Annotated in this window: 26 protein-coding genes; 13 read left to right on the top strand and 13 right to left on the bottom strand. The window is 65.7% G+C overall.

Annotated elements, in window-relative coordinates; all coding sequences use genetic code 11:
- Window positions 1–18 precede the first annotated feature (18 nt).
- Window positions 19–1,050, top strand: a complete 1,032-nt coding sequence (locus E0E05_RS04015) for a sodium:calcium antiporter (RefSeq protein ID WP_131615550.1) — start codon at window positions 19–21, stop codon at window positions 1,048–1,050.
- A 204-nt stretch (window positions 1,051–1,254) separates the two neighbouring features.
- A complete protein-coding gene (locus tag E0E05_RS04010; protein WP_131615549.1) occupies window positions 1,255–2,223 on the top strand; it encodes a PRC-barrel domain-containing protein in 969 nt (322 codons plus the stop codon).
- Between the two features lie 80 nt (window positions 2,224–2,303).
- On the opposite strand, the gene E0E05_RS04005 is transcribed toward E0E05_RS04010, so the two are convergent.
- From E0E05_RS04005 to E0E05_RS03995, 3 genes are all read right to left on the bottom strand, one after another.
- Window positions 2,304–3,314: an alpha/beta fold hydrolase gene (locus tag E0E05_RS04005; RefSeq protein ID WP_131615548.1), complete on the bottom strand. Its 1,011-nt coding sequence runs from the start codon at window positions 3,312–3,314 to the stop codon at window positions 2,304–2,306.
- Between the two features lie 111 nt (window positions 3,315–3,425).
- Window positions 3,426–4,040, bottom strand: coding sequence for an exopolysaccharide biosynthesis protein (locus E0E05_RS04000; protein ID WP_131615547.1), 615 nt, complete (start codon window positions 4,038–4,040; stop codon window positions 3,426–3,428).
- A 16-nt stretch (window positions 4,041–4,056) separates the two neighbouring features.
- Window positions 4,057–4,521, bottom strand: coding sequence for a hypothetical protein (locus tag E0E05_RS03995; RefSeq protein WP_131615546.1), 465 nt, complete (start codon window positions 4,519–4,521; stop codon window positions 4,057–4,059).
- A 168-nt stretch (window positions 4,522–4,689) separates the two neighbouring features.
- Here E0E05_RS03995 and E0E05_RS03990 point away from each other — a divergent pair, with 168 nt between their 5' ends.
- On the top strand, window positions 4,690–4,887 hold the full coding sequence (locus E0E05_RS03990) for a CsbD family protein (RefSeq protein ID WP_131615545.1): 198 nt from the start codon (window positions 4,690–4,692) through the stop codon (window positions 4,885–4,887).
- A 64-nt stretch (window positions 4,888–4,951) separates the two neighbouring features.
- Here E0E05_RS03990 and E0E05_RS03985 read toward each other — a convergent pair whose 3' ends face one another.
- Window positions 4,952–5,155, bottom strand: coding sequence for a hypothetical protein (locus tag E0E05_RS03985; RefSeq protein WP_131615544.1), 204 nt, complete (start codon window positions 5,153–5,155; stop codon window positions 4,952–4,954).
- A gap of 121 nt (window positions 5,156–5,276) precedes the next feature.
- Between E0E05_RS03985 and E0E05_RS03980 the strand changes: the two genes are divergently transcribed.
- The 6 genes from E0E05_RS03980 to E0E05_RS03955 all read left to right on the top strand — a co-directional run bounded on the left by E0E05_RS03980 (window position 5,277) and on the right by E0E05_RS03955 (window position 8,851).
- Entirely contained in the window at window positions 5,277–5,552 is a 276-nt protein-coding gene (locus tag E0E05_RS03980) for a hypothetical protein (protein WP_131615543.1), read from the top strand.
- A gap of 74 nt (window positions 5,553–5,626) precedes the next feature.
- A complete protein-coding gene (locus tag E0E05_RS03975; protein ID WP_158629267.1) occupies window positions 5,627–5,866 on the top strand; it encodes a NepR family anti-sigma factor in 240 nt (79 codons plus the stop codon).
- A complete protein-coding gene (locus E0E05_RS03970; protein WP_131615542.1) occupies window positions 5,863–6,414 on the top strand; it encodes a sigma-70 family RNA polymerase sigma factor in 552 nt (183 codons plus the stop codon). Before E0E05_RS03975 ends, E0E05_RS03970 begins: the two co-directional genes overlap by 4 nt.
- Window positions 6,415–6,443: 29 nt before the next feature.
- The gene (locus E0E05_RS03965) at window positions 6,444–7,031 is read left to right on the top strand and encodes an exopolysaccharide biosynthesis protein (protein ID WP_131615541.1); all 588 of its coding nucleotides are present in this window, start codon (window positions 6,444–6,446) and stop codon (window positions 7,029–7,031) included.
- Between the two features lie 27 nt (window positions 7,032–7,058).
- Window positions 7,059–7,325 (top strand): DUF7218 family protein, encoded by a 267-nt coding sequence (locus tag E0E05_RS03960; protein WP_131615540.1) that lies wholly within the window; start codon window positions 7,059–7,061, stop codon window positions 7,323–7,325.
- Window positions 7,326–7,489: 164 nt separating this feature from the next.
- Entirely contained in the window at window positions 7,490–8,851 is a 1,362-nt protein-coding gene (locus E0E05_RS03955; RefSeq protein ID WP_131615539.1) for an NAD-dependent succinate-semialdehyde dehydrogenase, read from the top strand.
- Between the two features lie 23 nt (window positions 8,852–8,874).
- Here E0E05_RS03955 and E0E05_RS03950 read toward each other — a convergent pair whose 3' ends face one another.
- Both E0E05_RS03950 and E0E05_RS03945 read right to left on the bottom strand, forming a co-directional pair.
- Window positions 8,875–9,885 carry a sensor histidine kinase gene (locus E0E05_RS03950; protein WP_131615538.1) on the bottom strand — a complete coding sequence of 337 codons (1,011 nt, stop codon included), beginning with the start codon at window positions 9,883–9,885 and terminating at the stop codon, window positions 8,875–8,877.
- A 105-nt stretch (window positions 9,886–9,990) separates the two neighbouring features.
- Window positions 9,991–10,785 (bottom strand): response regulator, encoded by a 795-nt coding sequence (locus E0E05_RS03945; protein WP_131615537.1) that lies wholly within the window; start codon window positions 10,783–10,785, stop codon window positions 9,991–9,993.
- Between the two features lie 173 nt (window positions 10,786–10,958).
- Between E0E05_RS03945 and E0E05_RS03940 the strand changes: the two genes are divergently transcribed.
- The gene (locus E0E05_RS03940) at window positions 10,959–11,099 is read left to right on the top strand and encodes a NepR family anti-sigma factor (RefSeq protein ID WP_131615536.1); all 141 of its coding nucleotides are present in this window, start codon (window positions 10,959–10,961) and stop codon (window positions 11,097–11,099) included.
- Between the two features lie 20 nt (window positions 11,100–11,119).
- Here the strand turns inward: E0E05_RS03940 and E0E05_RS03935 are convergent, their stop codons facing one another.
- The gene (locus E0E05_RS03935; RefSeq protein WP_131615535.1) at window positions 11,120–11,491 is read right to left on the bottom strand and encodes a response regulator; all 372 of its coding nucleotides are present in this window, start codon (window positions 11,489–11,491) and stop codon (window positions 11,120–11,122) included.
- Between the two features lie 101 nt (window positions 11,492–11,592).
- Here E0E05_RS03935 and E0E05_RS03930 point away from each other — a divergent pair, with 101 nt between their 5' ends.
- Window positions 11,593–12,360 (top strand): Crp/Fnr family transcriptional regulator, encoded by a 768-nt coding sequence (locus E0E05_RS03930; protein ID WP_131615534.1) that lies wholly within the window; start codon window positions 11,593–11,595, stop codon window positions 12,358–12,360.
- A 105-nt stretch (window positions 12,361–12,465) separates the two neighbouring features.
- Here the strand turns inward: E0E05_RS03930 and E0E05_RS03925 are convergent, their stop codons facing one another.
- The 5 genes from E0E05_RS03925 to E0E05_RS03905 form a co-directional block, all read right to left on the bottom strand.
- A complete protein-coding gene (locus E0E05_RS03925; protein ID WP_039723662.1) occupies window positions 12,466–12,768 on the bottom strand; it encodes a hypothetical protein in 303 nt (100 codons plus the stop codon).
- 30 nt (window positions 12,769–12,798) lie between these two features.
- Window positions 12,799–12,996: a PLD nuclease N-terminal domain-containing protein gene (locus E0E05_RS03920; protein WP_039723661.1), complete on the bottom strand. Its 198-nt coding sequence runs from the start codon at window positions 12,994–12,996 to the stop codon at window positions 12,799–12,801.
- A gap of 4 nt (window positions 12,997–13,000) precedes the next feature.
- A complete protein-coding gene (locus E0E05_RS03915; RefSeq protein WP_039723660.1) occupies window positions 13,001–13,507 on the bottom strand; it encodes a Dps family protein in 507 nt (168 codons plus the stop codon).
- 14 nt (window positions 13,508–13,521) lie between these two features.
- Window positions 13,522–13,716 (bottom strand): hypothetical protein, encoded by a 195-nt coding sequence (locus E0E05_RS03910; protein WP_131615533.1) that lies wholly within the window; start codon window positions 13,714–13,716, stop codon window positions 13,522–13,524.
- A gap of 76 nt (window positions 13,717–13,792) precedes the next feature.
- Complete coding sequence (locus E0E05_RS03905; RefSeq protein ID WP_131615532.1) at window positions 13,793–15,418, bottom strand: phospholipase D family protein; 1,626 nt, start codon at window positions 15,416–15,418, stop codon at window positions 13,793–13,795.
- Window positions 15,419–15,533: 115 nt separating this feature from the next.
- On the opposite strand from E0E05_RS03905, the gene E0E05_RS03900 reads away from it, so the two are divergent.
- Window positions 15,534–16,625 carry a sensor histidine kinase gene (locus E0E05_RS03900; RefSeq protein WP_131615531.1) on the top strand — a complete coding sequence of 364 codons (1,092 nt, stop codon included), beginning with the start codon at window positions 15,534–15,536 and terminating at the stop codon, window positions 16,623–16,625.
- A 10-nt stretch (window positions 16,626–16,635) separates the two neighbouring features.
- On the opposite strand, the gene E0E05_RS03895 is transcribed toward E0E05_RS03900, so the two are convergent.
- Window positions 16,636–16,932 (bottom strand): hypothetical protein, encoded by a 297-nt coding sequence (locus E0E05_RS03895; protein WP_131615530.1) that lies wholly within the window; start codon window positions 16,930–16,932, stop codon window positions 16,636–16,638.
- A gap of 171 nt (window positions 16,933–17,103) precedes the next feature.
- Here E0E05_RS03895 and E0E05_RS03890 point away from each other — a divergent pair, with 171 nt between their 5' ends.
- Entirely contained in the window at window positions 17,104–18,180 is a 1,077-nt protein-coding gene (locus E0E05_RS03890) for an AI-2E family transporter (protein ID WP_131615529.1), read from the top strand.
- The last annotated feature ends 12 nt before the right edge of the window (window positions 18,181–18,192 follow it).

Raw genomic sequence — 18,192 nt, 5'->3', positions numbered from 1 at the left:
CATTCAGGGGCGCTCTCGATGTCATTTTCCGCATTTTCATTGCCGGTTCTGCTTGCGATCTTCACGGTGGCCGGCCTGATCGTGCTGGCCTGCGGCATACGCATGACGGGTCTTGCCGACCGGATCGCCGACAGGACCGGGCTCGGCGAAGCGTTGATCGGCGGCGTGCTGCTCGGCGCGGCGACCTCCTTGTCGGGAACTGTCGTCTCGATCACCTCGGCGCTCGACGGGCGGGCATCACTGGCCTTCTCCAATGGCGTCGGCGGCATCGCGGCGCAGACCGCGTTCCTCGCGCTGGCCGACATGATCTACCGCCGCGCCAATCTCGAACATGCCGCTGCCGAACTGGCGAACGTCTTTCAGGGCGCACTGCTGATCCTGCTGCTGGCGATCCCCGTTCTGGCCTACACCGGACCGGACGTGACCATTCTTGCGATCCATCCGGCCTCGATCGCGCTGATCGCCGTCTATCTGGCCGGTGTCGTCGCCTCCAAGCGGGTGCGCGACGATCCGATGTGGAAGCCGGTCGGCACACGGCTCACGCAGCAGGACGAACCCGACGAGGATCCACAGGACGCGCGCGGCAACGCCGGCCTGTTCGCGGTGTTCGGCGCGCTCCTGCTGCTGATGGGCGCTGCCGGATGGACAATCGCGCAGGTGGCCAGCGAACTGGTCGACCGGTTCGAGCTGTCGGCCTCGCTGGTCGGCGCGCTGATGACGGCGGTCGTCACGTCTCTGCCCGAACTCGTCACCACGCTTGCCGCCGTCAGGCGCGGTGCGCTGCAACTGGCGGTCGGCGGCATCATCGGCGGCAACACGTTCGACACGCTCTTCCTGACCCTGTCGGATTTCGGCTACCGTGAGGGATCGCTCTATCACGCGCTCGGTCCGGACGATTTCTTCTGGCTGGCGACGGGCCTTGTCATGACCGCGATCCTGCTGCTCGGCCTGATCGTGCGCGAACGGCGCGGCCCGGGCGGCATCGGCTTCGAGAGCGCCGGCATCGTGCTTGTCTATCTGGGAGCAATCGCCGTGCAGTCGTTTTGGTGAGAAGAAAGAATACGCCGACAGAGCCGCCCTGGTTCCCCCGCCGTGCAGTCGTTTTGGTGAGAAGAAAGAATACGCCGACAGAGCCGCCCTGGTTCCCCAGTATTTGCCGATTTTTTTGTCGCACCCACGGCAACGTTTCGCGATTTGGCACGTTCATTTGCCAGCCGGGCCGAGTGCCCGCACGAACAAAGGAGACGTGAACAAATGAAACGCTTGCTTGCAACGACAGCGCTTGTCGCCGTCATGGCGATGCCGGCCATGGCCGACAACCACACCATGAACACAGCCGACGCCGAGCAGACCTCCGCCGCGCAATATGCCAGCGGCGACATGACCATCCGCGTGACGGACCTGATGAACCGCGCGGTGTTCATGCCCGAAGGCGGCGCCGAGGAATCGATGTTCGAGACGCCCTATACGGATGCGCCGAACAGCTGGGAAAACATCGCCGACGTTGAAGACGTCCTGATCACGCCGGAAGGCGAAATCACCGCCGTTGTGATCGATGCGGGCGGCTTCCTCGGCATCGGCGAGAAGCGGACCCGCGTCTCGCTCGACAATCTGCGCTTCGTCCCGGACGACGATGACGAAGGCGAATATTTCGTCGTCTTCACCGGCGACCGTCAGCTGCTGGAAGACAGCGAAGAGTATATGAGCGGCGACCAGACCGCCGAAGCCACCGACAGCGAAGGTGGCGAGGAACTGTCGACGCGCGAAGTCTATGCCGAGGCGCAGGACGATATGGCGACCGGTGAAGGTTCCGACGACCAGATGATGGCCGAAGGTGAAGGCACCGCCGCTGAAGGTGAAGCCGCGACCGATGACCAGATGATGGCCGAAGGCGAAGGCGAAATGACACGACCCGAGCGCGACACGCTCGACCCGGTCGATGTCGCCTCGCTGACCGCCGAAGACCTCGAAGACGCCCGCGTCTATGCCGGTGACTCCAACTGGGTTGGCGAGATCGGCGATCTGGTGCTCGACGAGAACGGCAACATCACCCATGTCGTCGTCGACTTTGGCGGCTTCCTGGGTATCGGCGAAAAGCCGGTGGCGCTTGACTTCGACCAGGTCGACATTCGCCGTGGCGGCGAAGGCCTGGGTGGCGCGACGGCCGTCTATGTCGATGCGACCGAGGAAGAACTGGAAAGCATGGAACGCTGGGACGGCTAACGCCGCCACGTGATCCTGCAACACTTGGAAAGGGGGCCGACCGGCCCCCTTTTTTTTGCGCGTTTTGTTGTCGCTGCTGTCTACGATCTTCCCGCCGCCGCTCCGAACATCGCCTCGTTCTGGCCTTCGATGATGCGGCGGAGCACGTCCGGTGCCTCGAACATCGGCAGATGGCCCACATGTGAGACGACGGCCGTCGCGTTCGGCAGCGAGCGCACGATATCCATCTGCTTGTCGAGGCTGACGACGGGATCGTCCTGGCACACCAGCACCGTGGCCGGCGTCTTGATGCCGGCCAGTTCCTCGCGCACCGAGGTTTGCTGCAGCCACAACACGGCGCGCCGCAACGCTTCGGGATCGCTGCGCCGCAGATCGGCCAGCATTGCGCGTTCGGCGCGCGAGGGCGGCTGCACCGGCTGGTCGGAGTGACCGGGCGGCGGCGGCTTGGCGGTCGCCAGACCGGCATTGTACCAGTCGGCCGATTGCAGCCAGAGCCGGTGCAGGCGCTCGAACAGCGGACGCCCGACAAGCGGCAGCGTGACCGTGCGGGCCATGAGGCTGGCGGCGACCGCCGAGGGGCCGTCGCCGAACGTGCCCAGCAACGTCAGGTGACCGACGCGGTCGGGATAGAGCGCGGCGAACTTGAGCGCGGCGACCGATCCCGCAGAATGCGCAACGATGTGGACGGGCCCGGTGGCAGCATCTTCCAGCCAGTCGCGGTAGGCTTGAAGGAACCGCAGATCATCGAAGGCGCGGCCTGCCGCCTCGGCATCGATTGCCCACGGAAAATGGCCGGGCAGCGGCAGGGCAGCCGCCTCGTCGGCAAGGTTCCCCGAGACGACGGATTTCCACATGGAGGTCGATGCGAGAACGCCGTGAATGAACACGGTTCGCACCGGCTTCGTCGACAGCGGATTGAAACGGACGGCAGGCACGGCGGTCGCGTCGCCGACCGTCGGCAACTGGCCGCCGAAGACCGGGCCGGGGTCGGGCGCGCCGGGACCATCGGGCGTCCCGACGGCCGTCGACGGCGCATCGGCACCACCCTGCCCCGCACGCCCAAGGCCTTCCGGTTCGTCGCTGCGCGCCATGCGGCAACTCCCGCCTCTTCTCTCCGCCGCCACATTACGGCGGGCGGCCGGCTGTGCCAATGATGCCTTCGGGTCAGGTCTTCAGAGCGTTCCGTGATGAGATTGAACGTTCTAGCTGATAAGCGTGGCGATGGCCCAGCCGACGCCGCCGACCGGCACCAGGGCGACCAGCGCAAACAGACCGTCCCGGGTCAGCATGGACAGGGACAGCAGCACGACGGCCGCACCGAGCAGCGACGAGGAAAACGGCACCAGTTCGAGGAACGGCATCATCGCGCCGAACAGGGTGCAGGCCAGCGGCGGCAGGAAACGGAAGGGCCTGTGAAAGAGGAACCGCAACCGTGGCCGCGTGTGCCGGTCGACGCGCTGGGCCCATGGGCGGATCTTGCGCATCGCGGCGGCAAGCCGGTCTCCGGCGACATGGCGGCGCGAGACCCATTGCGGCAACCAGATATGGTCGCGTCCGACAAGCCACTGGCTGGCGATCAGAAAGATCAATATGCCGCTGAACGCGGAGAAGGCGGGAATACCGCTCAAGGGTGTGACCACGGCGATCGCGGGCACCAGCAACAGCGGCGCGAAGCTGGCATGGCCGAAAGCGTCGAGCACGTCGGCGACGGCCACCTGATCGCGTCGCGTCTCGCGCAGCGTCCGGTCGACGATCTGGGTCAGCGACCGCAGCTCGTCACCATCGTCCTGCCCGGCCCGGTCCTCCTCCTGCGACATGGACACTCGCCCGACTTCACCGCTCATTTTCCGGTTGGCCCTCGGGCCCGACGAAGACCGGATCCGGCAGATCGGACACGCGCTGATAGATGGCGACACGGGTTCGACCGAACGCCTGACGGTCGCCCTGCTCGAGCGCCGTGCGCTGTTCGCGCAGCAGCTCGAGGATCTCGGTGGAGAGCTGCTCGGCCTCGCCATAGAGCGTTGCCTGGTCGCCCGAGCGATCGGAGGCGAGCCGCTTAAGCGTCGCGTTGAGCTGCTCAGCATATTCGATCGCATCGCCCGTCAGCTTGATCGCCTCCTCGGTGCGCCCGAACTTGCGCTGCGCCATCGCCAGAAGGATGCTGTCGAGTTGCGCGCCGGCAGTCATGGTCAGGGCCGCGTAGGACGCCTGGCCGCCCGTCCCGGTCTGGGCGGCGGCCGTAACGGGGAGGCATGCGAGGCTCGTCGCCAGCATGGTCGCCGTGATGATTCGCAACATGGTTCGCTCCGATTGTCGGTCTGAGTGGTCAATCGTCAAGCGCGACGCGCTCCAATTGGTTCCATGCGGGGATACCCGCTCGATCGGTCACCGGCTCCTTTCCGGAAAGGAACGATCGGCCGTCGCCGGCGTTGATTGGCCGTCACACTTCAGAAAGGAGCGCACGCAATGAACTGGGACCAAGTCAAAGGCAAATGGACCGAGCTTCAGGGTCAGGCCCGTCAGCAATGGGGCCAGTTGACCGACGACGATATCGCCGAGGCCCGCGGTGACCGCGAGGAACTGGCCGGCAAGGTCCGCCAGCGCTATGGCAAGTCGAAGGAAGAGGCCGAACGCGAAGTCGACGAATGGGCCGCCCGCCTCTGAGCGCCATTGTGCCCGTCACAGAGAAGGGTCGTCCGGCAGCGGACGACCCTGTTATGTCGGGCGGCTAGACGAGGCGAACGACGAGCAGGACCAGAATGAGAACCGCCAGCGCACCAAGACCGATACGCCACCACATGCCCGGCCCCCAGGTCGGCGGCGTCACCGATTGCAGATCGGCCAGATCGCCCGCCTGCTCGGGAACGCCGCGCTTGCGCGCCTCGATATCGTGGTAACGGTCCACATCGTCGCGTTGTTCGGGGTCGGTCATAATGCGCCTTTCTTGTCGTCCTATGGTGGATCGATAACGGCCTCGGATGGGCCCGGGTTCCGGCCTGACGAGCTGGTTCCGAGGCGTTTCACGAGGCGCGCCTGACCGGAAGGAGAGAACGATGAATGCCAAAGCCAGTCAGACGGACAAGCCGGTCAAGGCCGATGTGGGCGACGAGACCGATGTCGCGCAGACCGCGCTCGTGATCACGCCGCGCGACGTGCGCGCGGTGATGGTTTCGGCGACCCCCGCATCGGAGAAACTGGCCGAGCTGGAAGCGATGAAGCGGGAGGTCGACGCGCGCATGCGGGCCGATCCCGACCACGACCTCGAGCCGATCGCCAAGGAAATCGACGAGGCAATCAAGCGCCTCGGCAGCCAGCAGCCGCAGTCCTGATGCCCGCCCGGGCGCCCGGAACCAGAGCGCCTCTGCGGCGTTATGAACCGAATGCGAACGCAAATGAGAGGTCCATGAGTACCGATCCCTTCGAATATCGGACCGATCCGCCCCTCGGGCTGAACTGGCAGTCGCTTGATCGCATCAGCCAACGCCTGAAGGCCACCTATGAAGAGGTGGCCCGCGAGCCCGTGCCGGATCGCTTCGCCGAACTGCTCGAGCAGCTTGAACAGGTCGAAACCCAGTCGGCCACAAATGGGGGCGCCTCGTCGATCGATGGCATGCCGTCCTCCAACAGGGAACACCGTCAATGACAGAACGCGCAGAGTTCAAGGCGGATCTTCTGCAATCCATTCCCAGCCTGCGGGCATTTGCGATGTCGCTGGCCGGCAACGCCGATCGCGCCGACGATCTGGTGCAGGAAACGCTGGTCAAGGCGTGGCACAAGCAGAGCACCTTCATGCCCGGCACCAACATCCGCGCCTGGCTGTTCACCATCCTGCGCAACGAGTTCTATTCGCAGATGCGCAAGAAGGGCCGCGAGGTGTCCGACGCCGACGGCGCGCTCACCGAAGGGCTGGCAACGCATCCCGAACAGTCGGGCATGCTCGATCTGGAAGACATGAAGAAGGCCTTGCAGCTCCTGCCGGACGATCAGCGCGAAGCGATCATTCTGGTCGGCGCCTCGGGCATGAGCTACGAGGAAGCGGCGGCCGTGTGCGGCTGCGCGGTCGGCACGGTCAAGAGCCGTGTCTCGCGCGCCCGCAACAAGCTCGCCGAGATCCTCAAGGTCGACGACAGCAGCGATTATGGCCCGGATTCGGTGTCGATCCACGTGCTGGCCCAACCGGCGGTCGGCTGAACGCCGCCCAATGGCGACCGGAGTTGACCATGAGCGGGACGACGAGCCTGACATCGATCGTCGACGACCTCAGCGAGGCCAATGACGGACAGACGATGAGCGTCGGCGAGATCGTCGACGCGTTCGGGCATCGCGGGTTCGGCGCGCTGCTCGGCGTGCCCGCCCTGATCTCGATCTCGCCGCTCGGCGCCATTCCCGGTGCATCGCTGATCATCGCCGTCCTGCTCGTCCTCGTCGGCGCGCAACTTGTCGCCGGCCGCAAGAACCCCTGGCTGCCCGGCTTTCTGCGCAACCGGACCGTGTCCGCCGACCGCGTCGACCGCGGAACGGCCTTCATGCGGCGCTGGTCGGAGCGCATCGACCGCTGGCTTCACCGCCGGCTGGAAGTGTTCGTGTCGGGCCCGGCCAACCAGCTGATGGCGGCGGCGTCGGTGCTGCTGGCGCTGTCGTTTCTTCCCGTCGTCCTCATTCCCTGGGCGGTCGTCATGCCCAGCCTGATCATTCTGCTGTTCGCCGTGGCGATCATCGCCCGCGACGGGCTCAGCGCGCTTGTCGGCTGGGTGCTGTGCCCGTTGTGGCTCTGGCTGTTCTGGCGCTTCACCATGATCGCCGCCTGAGACCCGAAACAGACACGGAGGCAAGCCATGCCCGGTAAAGACCACGGACCCCAGATCAAGAACGACGACGCCTATGACGAACTGCGCGACAAGGGCATGTCGAAGGAAAAGGCGGCCCGGATCGCCAACGCGCAGGCCAACCAGAGCCAGAACCCGTCAAAGAAGGGCGGCAAGGCCGATGCCTATGAGGAATGGACGCGCGACGAGCTCTACGAGCGCGCCCAGGAGATCGGCATCGAGGGCCGGTCCGACATGTCGAAGGATGATCTGATCACGGCCCTGCGCAACCACTGATTTTGTTGCGCACGATCAGGAACGATCTGGTGAACGGTGCGTTAAGGCGATGATCCGCTGGATCGCCGTCCGGCTCCGTCCCACGCTTCGGACGGTAGGAGAGAGGCCTTACCTCCCCCAAGCCCCCCGCTAAGGCCTCTCTCCCACTTTTTCTGGAGCAGGACATGCCCGACAGCGTCAATCCGGCCACGGCGGAAACCCGCAAGGCCTTCACCCGTCATGACGACACCGCCGTGCGCCACGCCATCGACAATGGCGCGCGCGCCTTCGGCGACTGGCGGGGTCGCCCGATCGGGGAGCGCGCCAAGCTGATGCACGCCGCCGCCGATCTTCTCGACGCGCGCCGCGAGACGCTGGCGCGCCTTGCCACCGAGGAAATGGGCAAGCGCATCGCAGAGGCGCGCTCGGAAGTCGAAAAATGCGCCTGGGTATGCCGCTACTATGCCGACAATGCCGAGGACTTCCTCGCCGACAGCCCGCGCGAGTCGAGCGCTTCACGGGCCTTCGTGCGGTATCGGCCGCTTGGCATCGTGCTGGCGGTCATGCCGTGGAACTTCCCCTACTGGCAGGTCTTCAGGTTCGCCGCGCCGACGCTGATGGCCGGCAATGTCGGCCTGCTCAAGCATGCCAGCAATGTGCCGCAATGCGCCCAGGCGATCGAGGAATTGTTCCTGGACGCCGACTTTCCGCAAGGCGTCTTCGCCTCGCTACTGATCGGTTCGGACCAGGTCGAGGCGATCATCGAGGACGACCGCGTCAAGGCGGTGACCCTGACCGGCAGCGAGGGCGCCGGCCGGGCCGTCGCGGCGACGGCCGGCGACAGGATCAAGCCCAGCTTGCTCGAACTCGGCGGCTCCGACCCGTTTATCGTCATGCCCAGCGCCGACATCGAGGCGGCCGTCGAGACGGCGGTGAAGGCCCGTATGATCAACAACGGTCAGTCGTGCATCGCGGCCAAGCGCTTCATCGTCCACGCCGACATTCACGACCGGTTCGCCGAGGCGATGGCCAAGCGGTTCGGCGACCTGGCGATCGGCGATCCGATGGACGAGGACACCGAACTTGGTCCGCTTTCGAGCGCCGATGCGCTCGACACGCTGACCGAGCAGGTCGACGCGCTGGCGAGGTCCGGCGCGACGATCATGCTCGGTGGCAAGCCCGTGCAGCGGCAGGGCTACTTCTTTGCCCCGACGATCGTCACGGACGTTCCGGGGGACGCGCCCGGCCGTTACGAGGAACTGTTCGGCCCGGTCGCCATGCTGCACCGGGTCGGCGATATCGACGAGGCGATCGCGATCGCCAACGAGACGCCGTTCGGTCTTGGAAGTTCGGTATGGAGCCGCGACGAGGCCGAGATCGACAGGTTCATCGACGAGGTCGAAGCGGGGTCGGTGTTCGTCAACCAGATGGTCGCGTCCGATCCGCGCCTGCCGTTCGGGGGCGTGAAGAATTCCGGCTATGGCCGCGAGCTGTCGCGCGAGGGGATCCTCGCCTTCGTCAACGCCAAGACGGTGTCGGTCGCCTGACGGCGATCGTCACCCCAATCCCTTTAGTAGAACTCCGTCGAGGCGATGGTCAGCGTGTAGAGCACGCCGTCGGTGCTGAACGACAGCGTCCCCGTGCCGTTGACGGCGGCGGGGACGACCCGTTCGAGCATCGTCCGCCCGAAACTGCGCTCGCTCGCCGGCGGGACCGCCAATTCCTCCGGCGTTGTTTCCTTCCAGGTCAGACGCGCGGTGGGCGAATGGCCCGCCTCCTCGACGATCGTGCAATCGATGACGATGCGCCCCTGCGGCTGGATCAGCGCGCCGTGCACGAGCGCGTTGGTGACCAGTTCGTGCAACGCCAGTCCGACATGCAGGGCGGCCGAGGGCGTGAAGTTAGGGTTCGAGCCGGTGACCTCGATGCGGGCGCCGCCGAGCTGGACGACCTTGAAGACCTGCTGGTCGACGAGGTCGCGAAAGCCGGCGCCGGTCCAGTTGCGTTCGGTGATGACGTCCTGGGACTTGGCGAGCGACTGTACCCGGCCGGTGAACGATCGCAGGAACCCGTCGGTGGTTCTCGCCGAGCGCGCGGTCTGCGCCGACAGGCTCAGCACCATGGCGAGCATGTTCTTGGACCGGTGCGCGACCTCGCGCAGCAGGCTCTTGAGCGTGCGTTCGCGCTGCATCTCCAGCGTGATGTCGAGCGAGGCGCACAGATAGCCGCGCAGCGCGCCATCGGCGCCGCGCATTGCCTGGACCGTCACCTTGAGCCGGCATTCGGAGCCGTCCGCCACGACCTTTTCGAGCGGGGTCAGTTCGACCGTCTGCTTGGCCTCGTCCTCGAGCGCCTGCTTCTTGACGTTGGCAAGGCGCTCGGTGCTTTCGGGCGTGAACACTTCGGCATCGGTAAGGCCCACCAGATTGTCGCTCGCCCAGATCGACTGCTGGTTCTCGATCCACACGAACCGGTCGTCGGCATCCTGAAAGAAGACGGTGACCGGCGATCCCTCCAATGCCGTCGAAAGCATGTCGAGATCGGGCCGGTCGAACGCCGCTATCGGTTCAAGCGAGGCCATTGGCTGCGCCAAGCCGTGTCACTCCATTGGTACTCGCATCGGGGTCCGCCGACGTAGGGGCCGGCCTTGAGTGGATGTCCGCCGATGCCTTGACGCCGCGCAAGGTCAGGCGGCCTTTTCCGCCCCCTGCTCGAAGAACAGGGCCTGGCTGATCAGCGCGGCCACCGTCTGCGGCTGGAAGGGTTTGGTGACCAGATAGGCCGGTTCGGGCCGTTCCCCGGTCAGAAGACGTTCGGGGAAGGCGGTGATGAAGACGACCGGCACGCTCATCGACTGGAGGATCTCGTTGACCGCCTCAAGTCCGGAGCTGCCGTCGGCAAGCTGGATGTCGGCCAGAACGATGCCGGGACGTTCCTTGCGGCACAGGCCGATCGCCTCCTCGTGCGTGCGCGCGATGCCGGTCACCCGGTGGCCGAGATCCTCGACCATCGCCTCGATGTCCATGGCGATCAGCGGCTCGTCCTCGATGATCAGGACGCTGGTCGCGACCTGGCTGGCGATGTCCTTGGACGCCTGATCGATCAGCGTGTCGACCTCGCCGGCCGGAACGCCGAGAATCTCGCCCGCTTCCTCGCGGCTGAAGCCCTCGACCGAGGTGAGCAGGAACGCCTGGCGCGGCAACGGCGCGATCGCCTGAAGATTGCGCTCGGCCGGCTGCAGGACGCCGCCACCGGGTTCATCGGCCTTCAGATTGACGTCGAGCGACGACCAGAGCGCGAGAAAAGCCTGATAAAGGCCGACCTTGGGATTGTCCTGAGCGGGAAATATGCTTGTATCGGCGACGAGCGCCTCGAGCAGGGCCGTCACATAGCGGTCGCCGGCGCGTTGCGAACCTGTCAGGGCACGGGCAAATCGGCGCAAGAGCGGAATATGCGGGGCAATTTGCGAGGCAAGCGGCATTTGGTTTCCCTCCGGAACACAACATAGATTCAAGCGTTCAACGACTGTTGCGCGATTGGGTTCCCCTGCCCGGAACTTTTTTGCGGCGGCTGCGTTGAACAGCGATCGGGACAGGGCCAGACGTGATGACATCGAAGACTGACAAGAAAACAAACCCGGCGCAAGGGAGCCGCGTGGACGAGGATGTCGTCCGCAAGATCGGCGAACGGCTGCGCCAGACCTATGACGAGACCGCCAGCGAGGCGGTGCCGGACCGGTTCACCGCCCTGCTCGAGGAACTCGAGCGCAGCGAAAAGGCCAGCGGTTCGAAATGAACGGGCCGCCGGGCGGGCGATCAGGACCTTATGCGCTGAAGGGCGGCCATGAGCGCGCGCCTGATGTCCTCGTCACCGAAAGGCTTCTTGAGCAGCGCCGCCGCCGATTCCAGAAGGCCGTCTCCGGCCGGCTCGCTGTCGGTGGTCATGACGATCAGCACCGCCTCGGTCTCCACGACCAGATCCACGATGGCATGCAAATGCTGGTTCGCGGTGCGCTCGTCGACGATGGCGATGTTGGCCGTGAAATCGCTGCCGGGGACGAAGCGCAGCGCTTCCTGCCGCCGCAGGATCGCCACGTCGCTGGCGCCCATCTCGAGCGCGACCTGTTCGATGCTGACCGCGATCAGCAGTTCGTCCTCGATGATCAGAACGTTGAAAGTGGCAGGCAACGCAGTCCCCAGTTCTTATTCGTGCGCCGCACCGCTCATACGAAAGTCTCAAAAGGGGATCATTTAACTTTGACATACCCGATCGACGGGCCATCGGCGCGATGAACAAGCGCCCGGACACGACACCGCCATCGAAGACACGCGCCATCCCGTGCGAGGAGTGCCCGCTGCGTGCGAGCGGCTTCTTCCGCGAGTTCACCGACAACGAGGTGAGCTACGTTTCGGGCTTCAAGCGCGGCGAACTGTTCGCCGAGGCCCGCTCGACCCTGTTTGTGGAAGGCGCCAACAGCCCGCACCTCTACACGGTGATTTCGGGATGGGGCTTCCGCTACAAGATGCTCGAGGACGGCCGGCGGCAGATCCTGAATTACGTCATGCCGGGGGATTTCGTCGGCCTGCAGGGCTCGCTGCTGGCCGAGATGCAGCATTCGGTCGAATGCCTGTCGGACATGCATCTGTGCCTGTTCGAACGCGACCGGCTGACGGAACTGTACCGGAAGTTTCCGGCGCTCGCCTACGACATCACATGGCTCGCCGCGCGCGAGGAGCAGATCCTCGACGAGCATCTGCTCAGCATCGGCCGGCGGTCGGCGCTCGAGCGGTCGGCCTATCTGCTGGCCTATCTGCAGGAGCGCGCCAAGGGCGTCGGCCTGTTCGGCAAGAAGCCACTGATCGCGCCACTGACCCAGCAGCACGTGGCCGACACGCTCGGCCTGTCGCTTGTCCACACCAACAAGACCCTCAAGAAGCTGCAGAAGCTCGGCGTCATCGGCTGGCGCGAATCGGGCTTTTCGATCACCGACCTCGACCAGCTCTGCGAGATCGCCGGCTGGGACGGCCTGCCCGACGAAAAGCGCCCGTTCATCTGAACGCATCTGCCCTCCGGGCAAGCAACGGGACGCCACGCGCGAAAAAGCGCACCCGGCGCGCTGCGCCGGATGCGCTCAGTTTCGCTCAAAACCGCGTCGAACGTCCTACTGGACGCCCGACGTCCATTCGGGCCGCACCTTCTTGCCGTCGCCGGGGTCGGCCTGGCTCTGGCTCTTCTTGACGGCCTCGATGGCGCGTTCGATCGATTGAAGGTCCATCTTCTCGCCGCCTTCCATGCCCTCGGATTCGGCACGCTGGAGCGCGATGGCGTCGGTCTTCATCTTCTGAAGACGCTCCAGCTTCTGCTGGTCGCTCCACTCGTCATGGGCTGCGATCTCCTCGGGCGTGTAGTCCTTTTCGACACCGAGCGCCTGGTTGATGATGCCGGGGCTGCGATTGGTCGACATGACGAACTCCTTTCGCTTGGACGCGGTCGGTCAGACCGCGTGGCTGCTCTTGCCCTTCGGTCCGAAGATCAGCCAGATGATGAGACCGACGACGGGCACGACGATGATCAGAACCGTCCAGAGCACCTTGGCGCCCGTCGAGGCGGTCGATTGAAAGATGCTGTAGATCGCCCAGACCATGGCGATCAGCAGCAGCAGGCCCAGAAGGCCTCCGACTTCAACACCCATCGTCTTACTCCGTAGCCAGTGCGCGCAGCATCCAGACGACCTGCTCGTGGTAGGTCAGCCGGGCCGTCAACATGTCGTGCGTGACCAGATCGCGGTGCTCTTCGGCCATCTCGGCGGCTTCGCGCATCTTGCGGATCGCCGCCTCGTGGTCGGCGATCAGGTCGGCGATCATGTCGTGGGCGGACTTGGCCGACGCGGCCGTCGAAACGACGGCTTCGCCGGGACCGGCCGAATCGGCGATCGGAGCCTTGTGGCCCAGTGCGCGGATGCGCTCGGCAATCTCGTCGGCGGCCTCGAACAGGTTCTGGTACTGCTCTTCGGTCATCTCGTGGACGGCGTGAAACAGCGGTCCGACAACGTTCCAGTGATAGATGTGCGTCTTGATCACGAGGTAGTAGGTGTCGGTCAGCACCGCCGACAACGCCTCGGCGATCTTGCGACGCGATTCGTCATCGATCCCCGTCGACGGGTTCTCGGCGGTCAGTTCCGGTTTCAGAACGGCCTGGCTCATCAAGGATCTCCCAGTCAGTTGGTTTCGGTTTGCTCGGGGACGGGCTCGACGCCGGGCGCGCCGATATTGTCGGTTGCCGTGTCGTCATCGATGATTTCCATGAACACGGCGCCCACAACGGCGAGCGCCAGACCGGCAAGCAGAATGATCAGGACGCGCCTTCCGCGACGGCCCTGCCGTGCCTGGTCGGTTCTCACTTCGGTGGTCATCTTGCCTCCTTGCTCCGTCCTATATCGGGGCCTCAACGCGTCAGCGCGCGTTCGGTTCCGGCCGGCGGCGAACGCTCTAGACGAGCTGTTCGGGCAGGAAGATGTGCCGCTTGGCGAAGCGCCTCGTGCGTTCGAGCGGGAACGGAACGACCCCCGCCTTCGCCGGGGCGCTGCCGGCCGCCCGGCGTTCGGCGGCCTGTTCGTGCCAGACCGCGAGTGCCCCGGCGGGGTCGTCGTTCGGATCGAGCGTCATGGCCACATCGCCCAGATGGCTGCGCCAGAGGTCGGTACGCAGGGCGGCGGCGAAGCGGGCATCGTCGACGGCGATGCCGGCCTCGATGTCCCATTGCATCGATCTGGCGTTCAGGTTGGCCGAGGAGACGATCGCGCTGCGGTCGTCGGCGACGGCGAGCTTGGAATGGACGTAGACCATCGCCTTGCCGTGCAGCGCGTCGCGTTCGTGCTGTTCGGACCGGGTGCGGTCGTTGGTCAGCGAGAACGCGCCGAAGCGGTCCGGGAACTGGCTGCTGAGCCGGTTGAGGGCGCGCATCTGCAGCCATTCCCCGTACCGATGCACGCCGCTCTTCTTGCCGTCATAGGCGACCACATCGGGCGCGCCCGGCAGCAGCATGATCACGTGAAGGCCCTGGTTCCGGGCCATCGCCGCGGCCAGGGCATCGCGAATGATCGAGGACCGGAAGAACTGCGTCTCGAGGTAGAGCAGCCGGCGGGCCGACCCGATCAGGTCGACGTGAACCCTTTCCAGGGAGCATTGGCGGGGCGAGGGGCCGAAGCGCAGCGGGCTGCGCCCCATGACGGGGCGGGTGACCGCAATCCGCAGCCCGTTCCGGTCTGGCAGCGCAGGCGGCCCGGTTTCGCCCTTCGAGCCCGGGTCGGGCTCGACGAACTTGATCGGGCTTTCGGGGTGCTGCCGGCGGTAGGCATCGGCATGCGAGGCTCCGTCGCGCCGCACGGCCTTCCAGCACGTGTCGAAATGGGCCTGAAGATCGGCCGCCGGGTCGCCTTCGAACGAAACGCTGACATCGTGCCAGGTCTGGTCCGCCTTGCGCCGGTGACCGGGATCGTCGTAGCGGCGTTCGTCGATATCGAGCCCGCCGAGCACGGCGCGCCGGCCGTCCGCGACCAGGAACTTCTGGTGCATGGTCTGGGTGAAATTGGGCCGGGGCGGCCACCAGGCAATGGTCGCATCGCCGGGAAGATCGGGTCTGAGACCGGGCGGCAGCGGCCGTCCCTCCTCGGCGAACTGGCGCCGGGTCGATCGCATCATGGCGCGCACCTTGGGCCAGATCGCCGCACGCAGCACGAAGCCCGCCTGCCCGCCGGGATGGGCGACCAGCATTTCGAGCCGGCCGCGCGCCGACGCATCGAGATCGGCCAGCGCCTCGCCGAACAGGCCGATACGCTCCCAGACGCTGGCATGCATGTCCGGGGCGCCGACCGGGTCGAAATCGTTGAGCAGGATGCGGATGTGGACGCCGCGCGATAGCGCGTCCGCCAGAAGCCCGCCCCAGTCGACGATGCCTGACCGGTGCGCCTGCCGCGAGCGCATCTTGGTGCGCGGCGAGAAGATGTGCAGGCCGCAGCACAGTCGCTCCGTCGCCGACAGGACGAGCGCTTCCATCTCCGGAAACGCCTCCTCGGCGGTAATGAAATGACGTAGTGATTCGTTATTCTGCGCCACGGCGGGCCATCTTTCGCGTCGCGATCAGCTTTGGTACGGTAATGATCGCAGGACAGTTCCGGAATTTCTGCAAATGCTGGCGATCACGCCAACGCAATGAGGCGGAGTCGCACACATGGGTCGTTCGATACCATATCCCGAGACGATCCGACCCGGCGAGGCCGACTGGCGCGCCGAGGCCGGCGAAGACATGATCGATGCGCCGAACGGGGCCCCGTTCGGCGACATGACCATCCAGGCGCGGCACGCGCTGGCGCTGAGATACGCCAAGGTGGCGACGTGGGCGTGGGACGTGGCGTCCGACCGGGTCGACGCCGATCCGGGCCTCAACGCCCTTTTCGGCCTGCCCCCGGCGATACCGATGACCAGCAAGATGCTGCTCGAGCAGATCCACACCGACGACCGGATCCGGACAGCCGAGGCGCTCGCCCGATCGGTGGCGACGGGCGAACCGTTCGACCAGCGCTTCCGGGTCGTCGACCGTGACGGTCACATCAGGTGGCTGCGCGGGATCGGCGAAGTGCATGCGACCGCCGCCAATGGCGACGCCGAGACGGTGATCGGCGTCAACATGGATGTGTCCGACCTCGTCAACGGCGAGGAACGGCTCATCGCCGTCGTCGGCGAGATGCGCCACCGGATCAAGAATTCGCTCGCCATGGTGAGCGCGCTCGTGACCGCGACCGCGCGCGAGGCGGACGATATCGACGATTATGCCGACAAGCTGCGCGGACGCATCGACGCCCTCGCCGGGGCGCAACGGACGATCGGAACGACCGGCGACACGACGCTGGTCAATCTGCGCGATGCCGTCGAGGGAGCGCTGGCGCCGTTTCTTGCGACGCGCGACTGGCAGCGGCGCATCGAGATCGCGATCGAGGACGTCCCGATCGCTCCGTCGCTGGGTCAGGCGGTGGCGCTTGCGATCCATGAACTGGCGACCAACGCCATCAAATATGGCGCGCTGATCTACCAGGACGGATCGATCCGCGTTTCCAACCGGATCGGAGAGGAAGGCCGGCATCTGGACGTGCTCTGGGACGAACGGCACGACGGCGAGCAGATCGCCGTCGCCTCGCAGAGTTCGGGCTTCGGCACCCGGCTGATCGACCGGCTCATCCGCTCGGAGCGGGGCACCATCGAACGCAACGCGACCGATGGCGCCTACCGGGTCGAGTTGAGCTTTCCCATCCGGACGCCGCACTAGGATCGGCGACCTAGCCGCCGGTGCCGCCGGCGAGCTGGATCGCCTCGTCCTTCGGCTCGACGATAAGCCGGCCGTCGGCGGCGAAGTACCACAGATAGTCGGGGCGCGCGCTCGCCTGGGTGGCGCTCAGGCCGACGCAGGCGCCGATGGCGGTCGGAAAGCCGGTCACGTCGCGCGCGGCGTCAGGGATCGCCTCCTCGCACGCGGCGCGTGTCTCGAATTGCTGGGTGGATGTGTCGACGGGTCGGCAGACATCCAGATTATGGCCGCAACCCATAATGAACATGGCAAAGACGATCGGTTCCATAATGATTTCCTTTCGCCTTACAAATGCCGGATCGGGCGCGACGGTTCCCGAACGGAATGCTGCCGGCCCTCGGGAACCAAAGCGGGGTCAGCGCGTTGAAGGGCGGAATATCGCGCCTCATCCGGGGGCGCACACGCACGCGTTACCTCGGTAGGAAGAACCCCGGCGCCCATGATCGCATTCGACAGCCTGTTGTTTCGAACGCTGGCGGCGCTCGCGCTGATTTTCGCGGTGGTGGCGGCGCTTGTCCTCGCCCGGGCCGTGTTCGTGCCCATCTTCATCGCGCTCTTTCTGGCGATCGTGCTGCATCTGCCGCTCGCCGCGATGCAGAAGGCCGGCGTACCGCGGCTTCTGTCGGCGCTGATCCTCACCCTTACGGTTGCGAGCGCGATCGCCGCGCTGATCTATTTCCTGTCCGGTCCCACCGAGCGGATGATCGAGAACTATCCCGACATGGTGCGGCAGCTTCGCCACAAGATCTTCACGCTGCAGCTTTCGCTCGAGGAGGCCCAGGAGGTGGGCAAGGCGATCTCCGACGTGGGCGAGGAAGTCAGCCGGGCGCTTGAGGACGAAAATGTCGAGGAAGTGGTCGTGCGCGAGCCGAACTTCCTCGTTCGCGCCGCCTCCAACTTCGCATCGTCGCTGACCACGATCGTCATCACCGTGACCATCGCCGGCTTCATCCTCGCCATGCGGCGGCCGTTCCTGACCATCGCGACGATCCCGCACGGCACGATGGGCGGCAAGCTCCATGCCGCACGCGTGTGGAAGGCCGTCGAGGCGCAGGTCAGCCACTATCTGCTGGTGACGACGCTTATCAACATAGCGCTTGGCGTGATCGTCGGCATCATCCTGTGGCAGCTCGGTGTTCCGATGCCGATCTTCTGGGGCGCCGTGGTGGCCTTTCTCAACTATATGCCCTTTGTCGGGCCGGCGATCGGCGTCGGCCTGCTTCTGGCCGTCTCGATCGTCCAGTTCGACACGCTCTGGCAGGTGCTCGCGCCGGCGGCGGCCTACATGGCCGTGAACTTCCTCGAAGCCAATTTCGTGACCCCGAACCTTGTCGGCCGGCGCACCAACATCGCGCCGCTGGCGATCATCCTGTCCCTGCTCATCTGGGGCTGGATGTGGGGCTTTGCAGGCCTGTTCATCTCGGTGCCGATGCTCGTCGTGCTCAAGGCGACGGCCGAGAAGACGAGCAGCCTTGCGGCGCTGCACCGCATGCTCAGCCCGAGGGCCCGGCACTGAGGCCAGGAACCC

The sequence above is a fragment of the Roseitalea porphyridii genome (assembly GCF_004331955.1).
Taxonomy (GTDB): Bacteria; Pseudomonadota; Alphaproteobacteria; order Rhizobiales; family Rhizobiaceae; genus Roseitalea; species Roseitalea porphyridii.
This window is presented reverse-complemented; position numbering and strand designations above follow the sequence as displayed.

Excerpts from the sequence above, each read along its gene's own strand:
- E0E05_RS04015 (WP_131615550.1), top strand. The coding sequence starts at position 19 with ATGTCATTTTCCGCATTTTCATTGCCGGTTCTGCTTGCGATCTTCACG.
- E0E05_RS04010 (WP_131615549.1), top strand. The coding sequence starts at position 1,255 with ATGAAACGCTTGCTTGCAACGACAGCGCTTGTCGCCGTCATGGCGATG.
- E0E05_RS04005 (WP_131615548.1), bottom strand. The coding sequence starts at position 3,314 with ATGGCGCGCAGCGACGAACCGGAAGGCCTTGGGCGTGCGGGGCAGGGT.
- E0E05_RS04000 (WP_131615547.1), bottom strand. The coding sequence starts at position 4,040 with ATGTCGCAGGAGGAGGACCGGGCCGGGCAGGACGATGGTGACGAGCTG.
- E0E05_RS03995 (WP_131615546.1), bottom strand. The coding sequence starts at position 4,521 with ATGTTGCGAATCATCACGGCGACCATGCTGGCGACGAGCCTCGCATGC.
- E0E05_RS03990 (WP_131615545.1), top strand. The coding sequence starts at position 4,690 with ATGAACTGGGACCAAGTCAAAGGCAAATGGACCGAGCTTCAGGGTCAG.
- E0E05_RS03985 (WP_131615544.1), bottom strand. The coding sequence starts at position 5,155 with ATGACCGACCCCGAACAACGCGACGATGTGGACCGTTACCACGATATC.
- E0E05_RS03980 (WP_131615543.1), top strand. The coding sequence starts at position 5,277 with ATGAATGCCAAAGCCAGTCAGACGGACAAGCCGGTCAAGGCCGATGTG.
- E0E05_RS03975 (WP_158629267.1), top strand. The coding sequence starts at position 5,627 with ATGAGTACCGATCCCTTCGAATATCGGACCGATCCGCCCCTCGGGCTG.
- E0E05_RS03970 (WP_131615542.1), top strand. The coding sequence starts at position 5,863 with ATGACAGAACGCGCAGAGTTCAAGGCGGATCTTCTGCAATCCATTCCC.
- E0E05_RS03965 (WP_131615541.1), top strand. The coding sequence starts at position 6,444 with ATGAGCGGGACGACGAGCCTGACATCGATCGTCGACGACCTCAGCGAG.
- E0E05_RS03960 (WP_131615540.1), top strand. The coding sequence starts at position 7,059 with ATGCCCGGTAAAGACCACGGACCCCAGATCAAGAACGACGACGCCTAT.
- E0E05_RS03955 (WP_131615539.1), top strand. The coding sequence starts at position 7,490 with ATGCCCGACAGCGTCAATCCGGCCACGGCGGAAACCCGCAAGGCCTTC.
- E0E05_RS03950 (WP_131615538.1), bottom strand. The coding sequence starts at position 9,885 with ATGGCCTCGCTTGAACCGATAGCGGCGTTCGACCGGCCCGATCTCGAC.
- E0E05_RS03945 (WP_131615537.1), bottom strand. The coding sequence starts at position 10,785 with ATGCCGCTTGCCTCGCAAATTGCCCCGCATATTCCGCTCTTGCGCCGA.
- E0E05_RS03930 (WP_131615534.1), top strand. The coding sequence starts at position 11,593 with ATGAACAAGCGCCCGGACACGACACCGCCATCGAAGACACGCGCCATC.
- E0E05_RS03925 (WP_039723662.1), bottom strand. The coding sequence starts at position 12,768 with ATGTCGACCAATCGCAGCCCCGGCATCATCAACCAGGCGCTCGGTGTC.
- E0E05_RS03920 (WP_039723661.1), bottom strand. The coding sequence starts at position 12,996 with ATGGGTGTTGAAGTCGGAGGCCTTCTGGGCCTGCTGCTGCTGATCGCC.
- E0E05_RS03915 (WP_039723660.1), bottom strand. The coding sequence starts at position 13,507 with ATGAGCCAGGCCGTTCTGAAACCGGAACTGACCGCCGAGAACCCGTCG.
- E0E05_RS03910 (WP_131615533.1), bottom strand. The coding sequence starts at position 13,716 with ATGACCACCGAAGTGAGAACCGACCAGGCACGGCAGGGCCGTCGCGGA.
- E0E05_RS03900 (WP_131615531.1), top strand. The coding sequence starts at position 15,534 with ATGGGTCGTTCGATACCATATCCCGAGACGATCCGACCCGGCGAGGCC.
- E0E05_RS03895 (WP_131615530.1), bottom strand. The coding sequence starts at position 16,932 with ATGGAACCGATCGTCTTTGCCATGTTCATTATGGGTTGCGGCCATAAT.
- E0E05_RS03890 (WP_131615529.1), top strand. The coding sequence starts at position 17,104 with ATGATCGCATTCGACAGCCTGTTGTTTCGAACGCTGGCGGCGCTCGCG.